Source organism: Acinetobacter kookii (assembly GCF_900096895.1).
In the GTDB taxonomy this organism is placed as follows: Bacteria; Pseudomonadota; Gammaproteobacteria; order Pseudomonadales; family Moraxellaceae; genus Acinetobacter; species Acinetobacter kookii.
In genome coordinates this window covers 299544-313958 of the sequence record NZ_FMYO01000002.1, presented here as the reverse complement: position 1 = coordinate 313958, position 14415 = coordinate 299544, and the positions used below count along the sequence as shown (strand labels likewise).

15 protein-coding genes are annotated in these 14415 nt (G+C 43.2%); 10 read left to right on the top strand and 5 right to left on the bottom strand.

What is annotated here, in order from left to right; all coding sequences use genetic code 11:
* The first annotated feature begins 32 nt into the window (after positions 1 to 32).
* A complete protein-coding gene (locus tag BLP85_RS06090; protein WP_092819225.1) occupies positions 33 to 1709 on the top strand; it encodes an AMP-binding protein in 1677 nt (558 codons plus the stop codon).
* A gap of 47 nt (positions 1710 to 1756) precedes the next feature.
* Here the strand turns inward: BLP85_RS06090 and BLP85_RS06085 are convergent, their stop codons facing one another.
* Complete coding sequence (locus tag BLP85_RS06085; RefSeq protein ID WP_092819224.1) at positions 1757 to 2137, bottom strand: hypothetical protein; 381 nt, start codon at positions 2135 to 2137, stop codon at positions 1757 to 1759.
* A gap of 105 nt (positions 2138 to 2242) precedes the next feature.
* On the opposite strand from BLP85_RS06085, the gene BLP85_RS06080 reads away from it, so the two are divergent.
* A complete protein-coding gene (locus BLP85_RS06080; protein WP_092819223.1) occupies positions 2243 to 2644 on the top strand; it encodes an MAPEG family protein in 402 nt (133 codons plus the stop codon).
* A gap of 124 nt (positions 2645 to 2768) precedes the next feature.
* Entirely contained in the window at positions 2769 to 3305 is a 537-nt protein-coding gene (gene ppa, locus BLP85_RS06075) for an inorganic diphosphatase (RefSeq protein WP_005233448.1), read from the top strand.
* A 90-nt stretch (positions 3306 to 3395) separates the two neighbouring features.
* On the opposite strand, the gene BLP85_RS06070 is transcribed toward ppa, so the two are convergent.
* The gene (locus BLP85_RS06070) at positions 3396 to 4694 is read right to left on the bottom strand and encodes an OprD family outer membrane porin (RefSeq protein ID WP_092819222.1); all 1299 of its coding nucleotides are present in this window, start codon (positions 4692 to 4694) and stop codon (positions 3396 to 3398) included.
* A 688-nt stretch (positions 4695 to 5382) separates the two neighbouring features.
* Here BLP85_RS06070 and BLP85_RS06065 point away from each other — a divergent pair.
* Positions 5383 to 5775 (top strand): hypothetical protein, encoded by a 393-nt coding sequence (locus tag BLP85_RS06065; RefSeq protein WP_228143254.1) that lies wholly within the window; start codon positions 5383 to 5385, stop codon positions 5773 to 5775.
* A 394-nt stretch (positions 5776 to 6169) separates the two neighbouring features.
* A complete protein-coding gene (locus BLP85_RS06060) occupies positions 6170 to 6907 on the top strand; it encodes a TorF family putative porin (RefSeq protein WP_092819221.1) in 738 nt (245 codons plus the stop codon).
* A 116-nt stretch (positions 6908 to 7023) separates the two neighbouring features.
* On the opposite strand, the gene BLP85_RS06055 is transcribed toward BLP85_RS06060, so the two are convergent.
* The 3 genes from BLP85_RS06055 to BLP85_RS06045 all read right to left on the bottom strand — a co-directional run bounded on the left by BLP85_RS06055 (position 7024) and on the right by BLP85_RS06045 (position 9320).
* The gene (locus BLP85_RS06055; RefSeq protein ID WP_092819220.1) at positions 7024 to 7530 is read right to left on the bottom strand and encodes a GNAT family N-acetyltransferase; all 507 of its coding nucleotides are present in this window, start codon (positions 7528 to 7530) and stop codon (positions 7024 to 7026) included.
* A gap of 6 nt (positions 7531 to 7536) precedes the next feature.
* Positions 7537 to 9024, bottom strand: a complete 1488-nt coding sequence (locus BLP85_RS06050) for a YifB family Mg chelatase-like AAA ATPase (RefSeq protein ID WP_092819219.1) — start codon at positions 9022 to 9024, stop codon at positions 7537 to 7539.
* Positions 9025 to 9092: 68 nt separating this feature from the next.
* Entirely contained in the window at positions 9093 to 9320 is a 228-nt protein-coding gene (locus tag BLP85_RS06045; protein WP_092819250.1) for an accessory factor UbiK family protein, read from the bottom strand.
* 279 nt (positions 9321 to 9599) lie between these two features.
* Here BLP85_RS06045 and glnK point away from each other — a divergent pair, with 279 nt between their 5' ends.
* The 5 genes from glnK (at position 9600) to BLP85_RS06020 (ending at position 14415) form a co-directional block, all read left to right on the top strand.
* Positions 9600 to 9938 carry a P-II family nitrogen regulator gene (gene glnK, locus BLP85_RS06040; protein ID WP_086174160.1) on the top strand — a complete coding sequence of 113 codons (339 nt, stop codon included), beginning with the start codon at positions 9600 to 9602 and terminating at the stop codon, positions 9936 to 9938.
* Between the two features lie 59 nt (positions 9939 to 9997).
* On the top strand, positions 9998 to 11404 hold the full coding sequence (locus BLP85_RS06035; protein ID WP_092819218.1) for an ammonium transporter: 1407 nt from the start codon (positions 9998 to 10000) through the stop codon (positions 11402 to 11404).
* 138 nt (positions 11405 to 11542) lie between these two features.
* On the top strand, positions 11543 to 12001 hold the full coding sequence (gene nrdR / locus BLP85_RS06030) for a transcriptional regulator NrdR (protein ID WP_086174158.1): 459 nt from the start codon (positions 11543 to 11545) through the stop codon (positions 11999 to 12001).
* Positions 12002 to 12025: 24 nt separating this feature from the next.
* Positions 12026 to 13126, top strand: a complete 1101-nt coding sequence (gene ribD, locus BLP85_RS06025; RefSeq protein ID WP_092819217.1) for a bifunctional diaminohydroxyphosphoribosylaminopyrimidine deaminase/5-amino-6-(5-phosphoribosylamino)uracil reductase RibD — start codon at positions 12026 to 12028, stop codon at positions 13124 to 13126.
* A complete protein-coding gene (locus tag BLP85_RS06020; protein ID WP_092819216.1) occupies positions 13123 to 14415 on the top strand; it encodes a DNA adenine methylase in 1293 nt (430 codons plus the stop codon). The genes ribD and BLP85_RS06020 overlap by 4 nt, the downstream gene beginning before the upstream one ends.

The window sequence follows — 14415 nt, the reverse complement described above, 5'->3', positions numbered from 1 at the left end:
AACTAAGGATTAAGATTGGAGTGATAGGCATTATGGAAAAGATTTGGTTCGCTGAATACCAGAAGACCGGGATTCCGGAAACTGTAGAATTACCAGCTGAAAATACCTCATTGGTTGATGTATTTGAGCGCAATTTCCAGAAATTTGGCTCACGTGACGCCTTTATTTTTATGGATAAAGTTCTCACTTTTAGTGAGTTGGAAGAAGCAAGCCGTAAATTTGCGACTTATCTGCAAAGTTTAGGTTTGGCAAAAGGTACACGTGTGGCGGTGATGATGCCAAACGTCCTTCAATATCCTGTTGTCGCATTGGGGATTTTCCGTGCAGGTCTAGTCCTTGTAAACGTGAACCCGCTTTATACTTCTCGTGAACTTGAGCATCAGTTAAATGACTCCGGTTCTGAAGTGCTGGTGATTATTGAAAACTTTGCCTCTGTTTACCAGGCGATTATTGGTAAAACTCCTGTGAAGCACGTGGTTGTTGCCTCTGTGGGCGACATGCTGGGTGCCTTAAAAGGTACATTAGTGAATTTTGTGTTACGTTCGGTACGTAAGCAAATTCCAGCCTGGAATATTCCAGGACATATCCGCTTTAACGCGGCAATGTCTAAAGTGAATCCAAGCAACTATAAACGTCCTAATCTTACACTGAGTGATACAGCCGTACTTCAATATACCGGCGGTACCACGGGTGTTTCGAAAGGTGCTGAACTGACGCATCGCAATCTGGTTGCGAACATGTTGCAGTGTGACGGTATTTTCCAAAGTAAATTTGGTGCTCAAGATGGGCAACCGGACGACCGTATTTTCTGTGCCTTGCCGCTTTATCACATCTTTGCATTCATGGTATGTGCGTTGTACGGTATGTATAAAGGTCAGGCGAACGTGCTTATTCCAAACCCGCGTGACTTACCAGCGGTAATGAAAGAACTGCGTAAATACCAGCCGTCATTCTTCCCGGCAGTAAACACCCTGTTTAATGCCTTGGTAAATAATGAAGAATTTAAACAGCTTGACCATAGCAAACTGAAAATGGCGATGGGTGGTGGTATGGCGGTATTGCCTTCTACTGCTGAAGCATGGAAGAGAGTTACCGGTACGAATATTATTGAAGGTTACGGTTTATCTGAAACTTCACCTGTTGCAACAGCCAATCCACCGCAATCCACTGAATTTAGCGGTACCATTGGTATTCCATTACCATTGACTGAAGTGGCTATTTTGGATGATGACGGCAATGAAGTGCCGCTTGGCGAACAGGGTGAAATCTCTATTCGTGGTCCACAAGTCATGAAAGGTTACTGGAACCGTCCAGATGAAACTGAAAAAGTGATGATCAACGGTTTCTTCCGTACCGGTGATATTGGGGTCATGGATGCTCGTGGCTATATCAAGATTGTCGATCGTAAAAAAGACATGATCTTGGTGTCTGGCTTTAACGTTTATCCTTCAGAAATTGAAGAAGTAATATCTAAGCACCCTAAAGTGCTGGAAGTTGCTGCGATTGGTGTACCTGACGAAAAATCAGGTGAAGTGCCTAAACTGTTTGTAGTGAAAAAAGATCCGTCACTCACCACAGAAGAAGTACTTGCTTTCGCTAAAGAAAACTTAACCGGCTACAAACGTCCACGTTATGTTGAGTTTATAGATGAATTGCCAAAGTCCAACGTGGGTAAAATCTTGCGTAAAGACTTGCGTAAAACTGCATAAATACTGCAATAAAAAAGCGCCGTGATCGGCGCTTTTTTATTTGGGCTTTAATCTTTCAACATCCATCGATCAATATAGGGACGTGCTATACCCGTAATCCATAGAAAGGTCGTGATGCTACCGAATTGATAAACGTATCGCTTTAAATCAAATGCACCAAAACTATATAAATTATCAAGCAAGCAGTAGAACGCAACGACGGTAGTCCATATCCACAGGGCCTGACGTTTAATTCCCACCATCCAAAGCGCGAGAATTGAAATAACAATGGTGAAAATAAGGGAAAGCCGATTGAAATTGGCGCACATGACCGAAAGTAAAAATCCGACAATCGGCAATACGACTTTGAGTATCCGATCCACTTTAAGTTGATGCTGGCGCTGCTTTTCAAGTACATCAAACATTTTCTCTTGATCAGGATTAACCATCATGGATCCTTATTGCTCATTTATAAAAACACTATAATTTACAAAAAATATTGCGAAAACACCATGCTATGATAGGCAGCATAAAATCTTAATGAGAAAAATGAGATGCAAAGCATTAGCGGAATAATTTATCTCATCTTAATCGCATGTTTATTGCCTTACGTTTTTACCGCAATTGCAAAAAAAGCAGCAGGTTTTAAAGCACGAGATAACCAGAACCCGCGTGAATTTCTGGCTAGAACCACAGGTTTGGCCGCACGTGCCAATGCGGTACAACAAAACAGTTTTGAAAGTTTACCCTTATTTATTGCCTCGATTTTAATGGCAGAATATATGGTGGTTTCTCAAAACCTGATCATGACCTTTGGTATGGCCTATATTTTACTCCGTATTTTCTACGGCATCTGCTATTTAGCCAATTGGGCCACTTTGCGTTCCATTATCTGGACCTTGTCCTTGCTTTGTCCGATTTTCCTGCTACTGCTGGTGATTAAATTAACCACCTGAGCCTGAAAATGTGCAAATACATATTTTCATCCAGCAGATGTATAATCGAAAAGTTATTTAATACGCAAAAACCGTTATAATCGTTGCGGTTTAAAAAAGATTTAACTTGTTAAAGAGTGATGCTATGAGCTACAGCAATATCCCAGCGGGTAAAGATGCACCAAACGACATCTATGTAATTATTGAAATTCCTGCAAATGCAGCACCAATCAAATACGAAATCGACAAAGATTCTGATGCATTATTTGTAGACCGCTTTATGGGTACTGCAATGTTCTACCCGGCAAACTACGGTTATGTGCCAAACACCTTGTCTCTTGATGGCGATCCATTAGACGTATTGGTTGTGACTCCACACCCGGTTGAACCAGGTTCAGTGATTCGTTGCCGTCCTGTGGGCAAATTGAACATGGAAGATGACGGTGGTGTTGATGCGAAACTGGTTGCAGTTCCACACGACAAATTAACGCCAATCTATAAAGACGTTCAGGAATATACCGATCTTCCTCCGCTTTTGATCAGCCAAATCGAACACTTCTTCCAACACTACAAAGACTTAGAGCCAGGAAAATGGGTGAAGTTAAGTGGTTGGGAAGGTGCTGACGTTGCAAAACAAGAAGTGCTTAGCTCAATTGCAGCTTATGCAGAAGCAAACAAATAATTGTTTGTTTCGAATTTAGCCTGAAAGGCTTACACAAAAAAACCTGCACATTGTGCAGGTTTTTTATTTCCCTTAAATAAAGCTGTGGAATTAGAATAATTTCACAGGAATATCCAGGAAAATACGCCATTCATTGGTGTCACCAATGTAAGCACTGTCATACACATCGTTGGCACGATAGATTGAGTTACGTACACGCAAGCTGGCATCTTTGGCAAAACCGCTTTGAACAGTGTATTTCACTTGGTTAAAGAATTCATTTTCTTTACCTTCGCCTGTTTTACCAGCAACATTGATGTCCCAACCATAGACATAAGCAGTAGTCCAGGTTAAGCCCGGAACCTTCATTGCGCCAAAGTCATAGGTATATTGAACTTGTGCTGATTTCTCATGGTTGCCGACGAAGTCAGACAAGTAAGAGTTTGGCAAGTAAATACTTTGGTAGCCGTCAGCATTTTGGCCGTAATCATAACCAGTGTTGCCAGTATTTTGTTGGTAAGCCAACATGACATTGTGTGGACCAGTATTATAAGTGCCTGAAATTGCCCAAATATTGTTGCTTCGACCGGAAACATCTTTATTGCCAATTGTTGAAGAATAAGTAGCGGCTTGTTCATCAAACTCAGTGTGATAACCGCTGAAGTCATAAGTGAGTGAGCTGTCGTTAGCCAAGGCTTGTTTATAGTTGGCATTTACGTAATGACGCTCTAATTTATTTTTGCTATCTAAGCCATAGTACGATGCATTTAAAGCATCATTAAATTTGTATTTTGCGCCCCAAACTACTGCACGGTCTAAGTTTTCACCATCAGTGTTGATTTGATCTGAATACTGGTTTTTAGTGAATTTACCCGCAATAACTTCCAAATTTTCAATTTCGTGGCTTGTTGCAAGCACACCGGTGAAATATTCAGGAACCATACGGCCTGTATTACTTGCAAGAACAGGGATATCTAATACTTGAGTACCGTACTCAACAGTTGTATTTGAAATACGTGCTTTGACACTTGCACCACCACGAGCCCAATGATCATAAGCATCACCATTTGGATTTTCTGCAGTCGGTGCATGCTTAGGAATCATGCCATTATTCGCATTTTTGTTTTCGCCCAGTTTAAATGAAGCATCACCAACCACATTTACACCAAAACCTACCACACCTTGGGTAAAACCAGACTCGAGTTTGACGATAGCAGATTGTGCAGCAGAACTTTGATCTTTAACACCAGGTGCTTTCTTGTCACGATTGATATAACCGGTACGGAAAAGTACAGAGCCTTCAGCATCCTCAACAAAGCCTTTAGACTCGCTTTGCTCGCTTGCATATGCTGTTGAGATTAATGCAGCCTGAATTAAAACTGCTAAAGTAAGTTTTTGTGATTTTTGCATTGGGAGAGAGCCTTATACAAAATGGGAGAAGGAAATGAAAGGAATTGTATACATAATGTATCGCAAAAAAATCATTTTTTAATACATTTTATTTAACTAAAGTTAAATATTTTTTAATGTGATTTTATACCTTTTAGTCAATAAAAATATTTAAGGTTTGCTATTTTTAAAAATTATTTTATAAAACAATAATATATTTAAAGTATAAATAATTTGTCGTGTAATTCTGATCACTAATAGCGAGTCGAAATTCCCTATTTAAGGGTAAATTTATGAAATTTTTCTGCTTTAAACTTTAGTCTAATATTGATTCGAGAGGCTGAATGATTGATTTTCGGTAGAAGGCGAGAGGAAAAGCCTTAAACTTTAAAAAGTTTCATATTTGTGTAAAAGTCATCTCATTTTTTTGAAAATACACTCGATTTTAATTCAATATTAGGTGGTTTTATTGGTTTTTAGTAGCAGAGAAGTAAGAAGATAATGATTTAAAGAAATTAACCAAAAAGTATAAAAGTTTTTAGAATTCACAGCTGAATTTATCATTAAACAAGAATCTCAAGCAGGTTTTATAAGAAGATGTAATGCTGAAAATTTCACACAAAATTGCGTTATTTTTATGTCGTGTATAGCACGACACTGAACCAGGATTGGAGCTATAAAGTTCAAGCTGCCGTTTATAACGATCAAAATGGCGGTACGGTATGATGAAAATGACGATAAACCTAAAACCACCGCATTTGATGTACTGGGCAAACTGGCTTATAAGGATTTAACGTTAAGCACGGCAGTGATGCTGATGGAGGCTTCTTTAGGTCATGCTGCAGATAGGTATTTAACAGCAGCTTATCGTTATGCTTTACCGCAAAATTTTATGTTAAACACTTCGGTTGGTGCGTCTATTGATAAGAGCAGCCGTGATGACAGCAGGATTGAAACGAAAAGTGATGGGGCTTTCAAGGAAGTGCGTATCGGTTTAAGTAAAGAAATAGCCAATACTGGAGCGACTGCTTCTGTAGATTATGGGATGGGAGGCAAGGACCATTTTGATACAGATTTTGACCATCAGGGGTTTGGGCTTTAATTTTCAATTTATAACTTCCTGACAGGTTGAAATAATTGAAAGTGTACAGTTTGCCTTAAAATTGTGCACTTTTTTTATGCATAATTAAAAAAACAGGTGAAAAAATAGCCTTAAAAAGAGGCGTGATGTAAGCAAATATGAATTTTATAGGATGGTCGAGTCAAGCTCATATCAGTCCTATGTGGTTAGCATTCTTGGCTGTTCCGCAGATATTGGAAATTTATCTTTATAAATAAAAAAATAATAAAAACAATTATTTATAATTATATATTTTTTTACGACTGTCTTTTTAAAGGCTGGAATCTGTTTTTGGCACAGCTATTGCTAACTCTGATATGAGTCTAACGAAATAACCAAACATAGCATCGTGCTACGATGTAGGGGGAATCCAAGAATGAAATTTACTTTTAAAGCATTATCTTTAGCTGTAGTTGCAACAGCGTCTAGCTTCACTTTTGCAGATGAAACACCAGCATCACCATTCGGCTTATCTGTAAGTGGCACTGCAGCAATAACCTCGGACTACCGTTATCGTGGTATGACGCAAACCTTTAATGATCCAGCCGTACAAGCAGGTTTTGTATTGTCACATGACTCAGGTGTATATGCGGGTGTGTGGGGTTCAAATGTTGATTTTGGCGGTACAGCACACATTGAGCTAGACCCTTACATCGGTTTTGCAACGACTTTAGATAGCTTTGCCAATAAACCGTTACTGGATGTAGGTTTGTGGTATTACGCCTATCCAAGTGAAAGTGACTTAAACTGGTTGGAATTATACGGTAAATTGACTTTCAATGACGTGTTGACAGAAGGTGCTAGTCTATTAACAGCGGTTAACTATACCAATGATTTCCTGGGTTTAGACACTGATGCATGGTACCTGAATGCAACGTATTCTGTACCTTTTGCTGCTGGCTTTGGCGGTGTTGCTGCACTGGGTTATACGCTGGCGGATGAAAATTATTTTGGCAGTGAGGACAGCTATTTTGACTGGAAAGCTGGGGTAACCTATTCATTCGCTTCCGTTGAGGGACTAACTGCCGAATTGGCTGCGATTGGTACGGATATTGATCCTGAAAATCGTGGCGTAGAGACAGGGGCGGTCTTTACCTTAACCAAAGCATTTTAATTTAAAATGATTAAAAAAACCTCCAAAGCTGTACTTTGGAGGTTTTTTTATGGAGATAATTTAAGGGGCTAACATTTCATTGCTTACACTAACCCCAAGGCCATGCTTTATTTTGCTTATGGGGCAGAAAATGCAGCATGATAGCTCACATGACCTTGAGGGATATCCTCATCAAAAGACAAAGCCTGAAAGTATTCCGCCGGAACATTGTCTAAAATCAGATCAGGTACAACTTTAAAGCCAAATTCAGAATAAAAATTCGGATCACCTAAAACTACACAGCCTTTGGCTGCATGAGTTTTTAATTGAACCAAAGCCGACCGGATGAGTGCTGAACCGATTTCTTGCAGTTGCCATTCCGGCAAAACAGCGACAGGCCCCAAGCCATACCAGCCTTGCACCCCGGAAGAAATCAGTACCGGTGAAATAGCCACATGTCCGACAATCTGCTGATTTAAAACAGCCACCAAAGAAATGGTCAGCGCATTGGCCTTGCGCAGTGCGGCGACAATGAATTGTTCGTTATGACTGGAATAGGGCTGCTTTTTAAAGGCCTGTTCAATCACCTGGGCAATTGCCGCATGATCAGCAGGATGTTCACTACGAATCAGTAAATTATGCATTTCGGATTAGCCCTGTTGTGCCCGATAGGACAACGCTTCGGTTAAATGCTGGCTTTGAATCGCGGCATGTTGCGATAAATCGGCAATGCTTCTCGCAACGCGTAATACCCGATGATAAGCCCGGGCAGACAGGTTGAGGCGTTGCTGTGCTGTTTCCATAATTTTCTGTGCCTGTGCATCGAGACAGGCAAACTGCTCCAGCTGTTGGGGCGTTAAAGCATGGTTCAGGCATTGTTGCCGTTGCATCTGCTGTTCATAGGCCTGAATCACCCGTTGCCGCACTGTCTGTGAATTTTCAACCGGTGATGTATCTTGCAATTCATGTGCTTGCAAAGGAGGCACATCAATATGCAGGTCAATCCGGTCCAGGAGTGGACCTGAAATGCGATTTTGATAACGTTTAATCGCATCCGCTGAACATTGACAGCGTATATCCTGATTAAAGGCATAACCACAAGGGCAGGGATTCATTGCAGCAATCAGTTGAAAGTTTGCTGGAAAGGTAATTTGCCTGGAGGCACGTGAGATCACAATTTCTTTAGATTCCAGCGGTTGTCTTAATACTTCCAGAACCTTGCGATCAAATTCAGGCAGCTCATCTAAAAACAATACGCCCAAATGCGCCAGGGTAATTTCACCGGGTTTGGGATGTGAACCGCCACCGACCAAGGCAATCGCGGAAGCGGTATGATGTGGTGCACGAAAAGGGCGCTGCCCAAAGGGATGTGAACTGTTGGCAACCGAGTAAATACTGGCAACTTCCAGATTCTCCTGCATGTCTAGAGGCGGTAAAATACTGGCCAGCCGTGAAGCCAACAGGGTTTTTCCGGTTCCTGGAGGTCCCTTAAACAATAAAGAATGGCCGCCCGCTGCAGCAATCTCCAAGGCTCGCCGTGGACGGAGCTGACCTTTGACATCGGCTAAATCAAATTTGTATTGGTCAATAGGGCTGGTGGTATTGGCCTGATATTGTGGAAGCGGATGCTGGCTGGATAAATGTTCACAGACATCTTTCAGATGATGGGCAGCAAACACTTCAAAACCGGGCAGTTGCGAGGCATCTTGGGCATTCTGCTGCGGCAAAATCAGTTGATGTCCAGACTGCTGGCAGGCAATGGCAATGCTTAAAATACCGCTGATGGGACGAAGTTGACCATCCAGGGCCAACTCACCAATAAATTCCAGCTGATCTGTCACATTTTCAGGGAGTTGCCCTGACGCAATAAGAATTCCCAAAGCAATCGGCAAATCCAGTCGTGAGCCATCTTTGGGTAAGTCTGCAGGCGCCAGATTGATGGTGAGACGTTTGGTGGGAAACTGGAAACCACTATTAATAATGGCAGAACGTACCCGGTCTTTACTTTCACGAACTGCTGCTTCAGGTAGCCCGACAATGGTTAAAGAGGGTAAACCCTGACTGACATGAACTTCCACCTCAATTAAAGGCGCATGAAGTCCAAGCAGACCTCGTGTATAGATTTTCGCAAAAGACATTTATTATTGTTCCATTGTAGTGCGTTATTTTTAATCGTTTTTGGTCTTTTTGTGCACTAGAAAAGTGCTTATTTATTGTTCTTGATTTTAATTTCTAAAGTTTCAACTTGTTTAAGCAGTTCATTCAAACGTAAATTGGCATTATTGAGTGCAGTACGTTGACGTTCAATTTCATCTTTGGAAACCAGATCCATCTTGCTGACGGCTTCATTCAGTAAGACCCGTAAATTATGTTCGACATCTTTTTTCGGTTGATCAAGTTGTTCCATTATGGCTTGTAATAAGGTTTCAATCATTGCAGTGTCCATATAAGGATGGAGAAGTGGCGCTAGTGTAACATCGCTCCTACCCGGACCATAGCCCCACTCGACCGGATATAGCTTTATCCGATGTGTAAAATCGTTAATTTTATAGTAAAAATGTCTAGTTTTTAAAACTCGGACTACATCTAAAAGTATAAAATAGGTTATAAAGAAAACTCGTGTCAAAGTTTCTATTTCCCCCAACCTTAGAATTTTTGGCACGAAATTTGAACATAAAACCTTACTGGTGAAAGAAGCCGAAGGAAAACAAACATGAAGCTCGTAACTGCAATTGTAAAACCCTTTAAATTGGATGACGTGCGTGAAGCACTCTCTGACATTGGTGTTCAAGGGATCACCGTAACTGAAGTCAAAGGCTTTGGTCGTCAAAAAGGTCACACTGAACTTTACCGTGGTGCAGAATATGTTGTTGATTTTTTGCCTAAAGTAAAAATTGAAATTGCGATTAGCGATGAAATGGTGGATTCAGTCATTGAATCGATTACGCGTGTGGCAAGCACAGGTAAAATTGGTGACGGTAAAATTTTCGTTACTAATTTAGAACAAGTCATCCGTATCCGTACCGGTGAAACAGGTGCAGATGCTGTTTAATTTGGCATGAAGTTTGCTGAGTAGCTAATAACTCAAAAAAACTAGGTTGGGGGATACGAATGAAAAAAATGCTCATTGCGCTGAGTTTATCTGGCGCACTTTTAGGTGGTTCTGTTGCATGGGCTGAAGAAGCGCTAACAGCAGCATCCACTCCTTCTGAAAATGTAGTAGTCACTGAAACTACTGATCCATCTTTAACAACAAATTCCGAATTGGCTGCAGCCCCTGCTCCAGCTGAACCAGCAGCACCTGCCGAAGAAGAACCAAAATTAGATACAGGTGACACCTCATGGATTTTAGTGTCTACAGCTCTGGTTTTATTGATGACCATTCCGGGACTCGCATTATTTTACGGCGGTATGGTTCGTAAGAAAAACGTACTGGGCACCATGGCACATAGCTTTGTTGCGGCAGCCGTTGTCAGTATTACCTGGGTGGTGATTGGTTATACCCTGGCCTTTGGCAGTGGCAATGCTTTTATTGGTAATCTGGATAAAATCATGCTATCCGGCATTACCACAGATGCCTTAACAGGAACGATTCCAGAAATTCTGTTTGTCATTTTCCAAATGACCTTTGCCATCATTACTGTAGCCATTATTACCGGTGCGATTGCAGAACGTATGAAATTTGGAGCTTTCGTTGCCTTCATTACCATTTGGAGCATCGTGGTTTACGCGCCAATTACCCACTGGGTATGGGGTGGTGGCTGGTTAGCGAATGATGGTGCACTCGACTTTGCTGGTGGTACGGTGGTTCATATCAACTCGGGTGTTGCAGGTCTGGTTGCTGCTTACATGCTGGGTAAACGTATGGGCTTGGGCCGTGAATCGATGGCTCCGCATAACCTGACTTTAACCGTAATTGGTGCAAGCCTGGTATGGGTTGGCTGGTTTGGATTCAATGGCGGTTCTGCACTCGGCGCAAACGGTTCAGCAGGTTATGCATTGATCGTAACCCAAGTTGCAGCAGCGGCAGCAGCCATTGCCTGGTTGATCACTGAAAAAGTGATTCGTGGTAAAGCTTCTGTATTGGGCGGTGCATCTGGTGCAGTTGCAGGTTTGGTGGTCATTACGCCAGCAGCAGGTTTCGTGACTGTAGGCGGTGCTTTAGCCATGGGTCTGATTGGTGGTGTAGTCTGCTTCTGGGGTATTACGGCGCTTAAACGTGCACTGAAAGCGGATGACTCTCTGGATGCCTTTGGTCTGCATGGTGTAGGTGGTATTGTGGGTGCAATCCTGACTGCGGTATTTGCCAGTGAATTCATCATGGGCGATAAAGCACCGACAGATATGATGCATCAATTATGGGTACAACTTGAAGGTGTATTGGCAACCATCGCTTACTCTGCAGTATTGACCTTCATCATTCTGAAAGTGATTGATCTGGTGATGGGTATCCGTGTGGCGAATGATGACGAACGTATGGGTCTTGACCTGAGTCAACATGGCGAACGTGTAGAATAAGATAAAAACTCATAATCAATATATTGTGTAAAACAGCCCGTCAGGGCTGTTTTTTTTCCATATCTTGCGTAAGCCTCTACAAAGGGCAGAATTTTTGCTACACTCTAAATCCGATTTGATTTGTTCAATTAAACCGCTATGCATTGTCCATTTTGCAACGCCGCAGATAGTAAAGTGATCGATTCGCGTTTGGCTGCCGAAGGTTGCCAGATTCGTCGACGTCGTGAATGTATCAGCTGTGGAGAACGTTTTACCACCTTTGAAACTTATGAAGTGGTCATGCCCCGGGTGATCAAATCCGATGGCAAGAGTGAACCGTTCGACGAAGCAAAAATGCGCCGTTCCCTGATGCATGCCTTGCAAAAACGTCCGGTGACCCAGGAACAGATTGAAACCGTCCTCAGTGATATCCAGTTGCAGATTCGCCGTTTAGGTGAGCGGGATGTCAAATCACGTACCATTGGTGAAATTGTCATGCAGGCTTTATTTGCCTTAGACCATGTCGCTTACGTCCGTTTTGCCTCGGTTTACCAGGATTTCCAGGATGTTGAAGCCTTCCGTCGTCAAATTGAACAGATGCAACAGCGCGAACACTAAGATTTATTTTCCAAGAGCAATTTAATGTCTGAGTTAAATCAAAACTCCCAACAAGATCAAGCCTGGATGCAACGTGCAATTGAATTGGCACGACTCGGACAATATTCAACTAAACCCAATCCTAATGTCGGCTGTGTCATCGTGAAAGATGGTCAACTGGTTGGGGAGGGCTTTCATCCGAAGGCCGGGCAACCGCATGCGGAAGTGTTTGCCATGCGCCAGGCTGGTGAACAGGCACGCGGTGCAACGGCGTATGTGACTTTGGAGCCGTGTGCGCATTATGGCCGTACACCGCCGTGTGCCAAAGGCCTGGTCGAAGCTGGAATTGCTAAAGTCATTGTTGCCTGTCCTGATCCCAATCCTTTGGTCGCTGGCAAGGGTGTACAAATTCTAAAAGATGCCGGCATTGCAGTTGAAATGGGTATCTGTGAACAGGATGCAGCACAGCTCAATCGCGGTTTTTTAAAAGCCATGGCAAACGGCATGCCTTATGTACGTCTAAAAGTGGCTTCCAGTCTGGATGGCCGCACAGCGATGGCTTCTGGTGAATCTAAATGGATTACTGGAAGCGAGGCCCGTCAGGATGTACAGCACTGGCGTGCCATTTCCGGTGTCGTCATTACGGGCATAGAAACGGTTCTTGCCGATGACTGCCAATTAAATGTACGTCAGCTGAATGGTGTTGCAGATATCAACACGGTGGTTCAGCCCAAACGTCTGGTGCTGGATCGTCAGGGACGTTTACCGCTGAATGCAAAAATACTCCAGCAACCTGAAACAGTCATGGTGATGGGGCCTTTCCGTCAGGAACTGGCCGATTTAGGCGTGCTACAATTTGCAGTACAGCCTTTAAAAGACGTGCTACAGACCTTATCTACCCAGCATCAAATTTATGATGTGTTGGTGGAAGCAGGAGCAACATTATCCACGGCCTTTTTGCAGGAATGGCTGGTAGATGAAATGATCAGCTATGTTGCACCGACCTTTTTAGGTCAAACCGCTCGTGCGATGTTTAATGCGGAATTTGACCGCATGGCAGAGCAACTTCGATTTAAGCTCATAGACCTGACCCAAGTCGGGAATGATGTGCGCTTAAGGTTAATCCCTTCTCAAGAGACAGTATGAATTCAGAGTCTTCGGTTTATCATAAACGTCGTCATTCAGCGCGTACTACAGATGAATACCTTTTCAATCAGCTTGTTCCATATTTGGGGAATAAACGCCGTTTATTGCATCTGATTTTGGAAGCCCTTGAGAGTACGGGAACCTTGAATAGCCACAATGGCCGGGCCCCGATTTTTGCCGACTTTTTTGCCGGTTCCGGTGTGGTTTCGCGTCTGGCGCGACAAAATGGCTATCGGGTCATTGCCAATGACTGGGAACCCTACAGTCATGCTTTGAACAATGCGATTTTATCCTGTGTCGAAGCCCCCGCATTTAAAGAGTTGGGCGGTTATCAAAAAGCCATTGATTATCTGAACCGTTTGCCTGAAGTGAAGGGTTGGGTGACGCATAATCTTTGTCCGCGCAATGATGAAATCTATGATCCGACCCGTGACCGACTGTTCTTTAAACGTCGTAACGGTATGCGCATCGATGCCATCCGTCAGCAGATTGCGACCTGGCAGGCACAAGGTGCCATTGATGATGTAGAAATGTCGGCATTGCTGGCGCCCTTGCTGTATTCGGCCAGTTTTGTCAGCAATACCTCCGGGGTATTTAAAAGCTTCCATCATGGCTGGGGCGGTAAAACCCAAACGGCTCTGGAACGGATTGAATCGCTATTATGGCTGACACCAAGCCGCTTCTGTGAAATTGGCGACCCGAAAAAGCCGGCCGCGGAAATGTGGTGTGTCGATGCGCAGCATCTGGCCAACCAGATGAGTAATTTTGAAGTCGATATCGCTTATCTGGATCCGCCGTATAACCAGCATGCCTATAGCAGTAACTATCATGTGCTGAATGCCCTGACGCTATGGGATCAGGTCGATTTGCCGAGTCCCGACACCAAAGGCTTCAAAAGCGGGATTGACCGGGCGTGGCGTAAAGAGCGTCCGAGCCAGTACAATTCTTCCAAGCATGCCAAAGAAGCCTATGAAAAATTATTGGCAACCATTAATGCACGTTATATTCTGACCAGCTATTCGACCGATGGTAATATTGAAGCGGGCGATTTGCTGCAGGCCAACTTGAAGCGTGGCCGCGTCACCTTGTTGACCCAGGATGTGCCGCGTTACCGGGTCAGCAAGCAGCGCCAGTCAGAACGTGCACGTGTACTTGAATTTATTGTCATCACCGATACCCATGCCAAATCAGGTCCGCCATTACGCCAACTCTTGGGTCAGCTGTATCATTTTGCTGAACTGGGCGGTGTGGATACGACCGGGGTAAGCACCCAACTGGCATTGTGGTAA

What these genes read in the sequence shown, in the direction of transcription:
- BLP85_RS06090 (WP_092819225.1), top strand. Translation starts at nt 33, where the DNA reads ATGGAAAAGATTTGGTTCGCTGAATACCAGAAGACCGGGATTCCGGAA.
- BLP85_RS06085 (WP_092819224.1), bottom strand. Translation starts at nt 2,137, where the DNA reads ATGGTTAATCCTGATCAAGAGAAAATGTTTGATGTACTTGAAAAGCAG.
- BLP85_RS06080 (WP_092819223.1), top strand. Translation starts at nt 2,243, where the DNA reads ATGCAAAGCATTAGCGGAATAATTTATCTCATCTTAATCGCATGTTTA.
- ppa (WP_005233448.1), top strand. Translation starts at nt 2,769, where the DNA reads ATGAGCTACAGCAATATCCCAGCGGGTAAAGATGCACCAAACGACATC.
- BLP85_RS06070 (WP_092819222.1), bottom strand. Translation starts at nt 4,694, where the DNA reads ATGCAAAAATCACAAAAACTTACTTTAGCAGTTTTAATTCAGGCTGCA.
- BLP85_RS06065 (WP_228143254.1), top strand. Translation starts at nt 5,383, where the DNA reads ATGGCGGTACGGTATGATGAAAATGACGATAAACCTAAAACCACCGCA.
- BLP85_RS06060 (WP_092819221.1), top strand. Translation starts at nt 6,170, where the DNA reads ATGAAATTTACTTTTAAAGCATTATCTTTAGCTGTAGTTGCAACAGCG.
- BLP85_RS06055 (WP_092819220.1), bottom strand. Translation starts at nt 7,530, where the DNA reads ATGCATAATTTACTGATTCGTAGTGAACATCCTGCTGATCATGCGGCA.
- BLP85_RS06050 (WP_092819219.1), bottom strand. Translation starts at nt 9,024, where the DNA reads ATGTCTTTTGCGAAAATCTATACACGAGGTCTGCTTGGACTTCATGCG.
- BLP85_RS06045 (WP_092819250.1), bottom strand. Translation starts at nt 9,320, where the DNA reads ATGATTGAAACCTTATTACAAGCCATAATGGAACAACTTGATCAACCG.
- glnK (WP_086174160.1), top strand. Translation starts at nt 9,600, where the DNA reads ATGAAGCTCGTAACTGCAATTGTAAAACCCTTTAAATTGGATGACGTG.
- BLP85_RS06035 (WP_092819218.1), top strand. Translation starts at nt 9,998, where the DNA reads ATGAAAAAAATGCTCATTGCGCTGAGTTTATCTGGCGCACTTTTAGGT.
- nrdR (WP_086174158.1), top strand. Translation starts at nt 11,543, where the DNA reads ATGCATTGTCCATTTTGCAACGCCGCAGATAGTAAAGTGATCGATTCG.
- ribD (WP_092819217.1), top strand. Translation starts at nt 12,026, where the DNA reads ATGTCTGAGTTAAATCAAAACTCCCAACAAGATCAAGCCTGGATGCAA.
- BLP85_RS06020 (WP_092819216.1), top strand. Translation starts at nt 13,123, where the DNA reads ATGAATTCAGAGTCTTCGGTTTATCATAAACGTCGTCATTCAGCGCGT.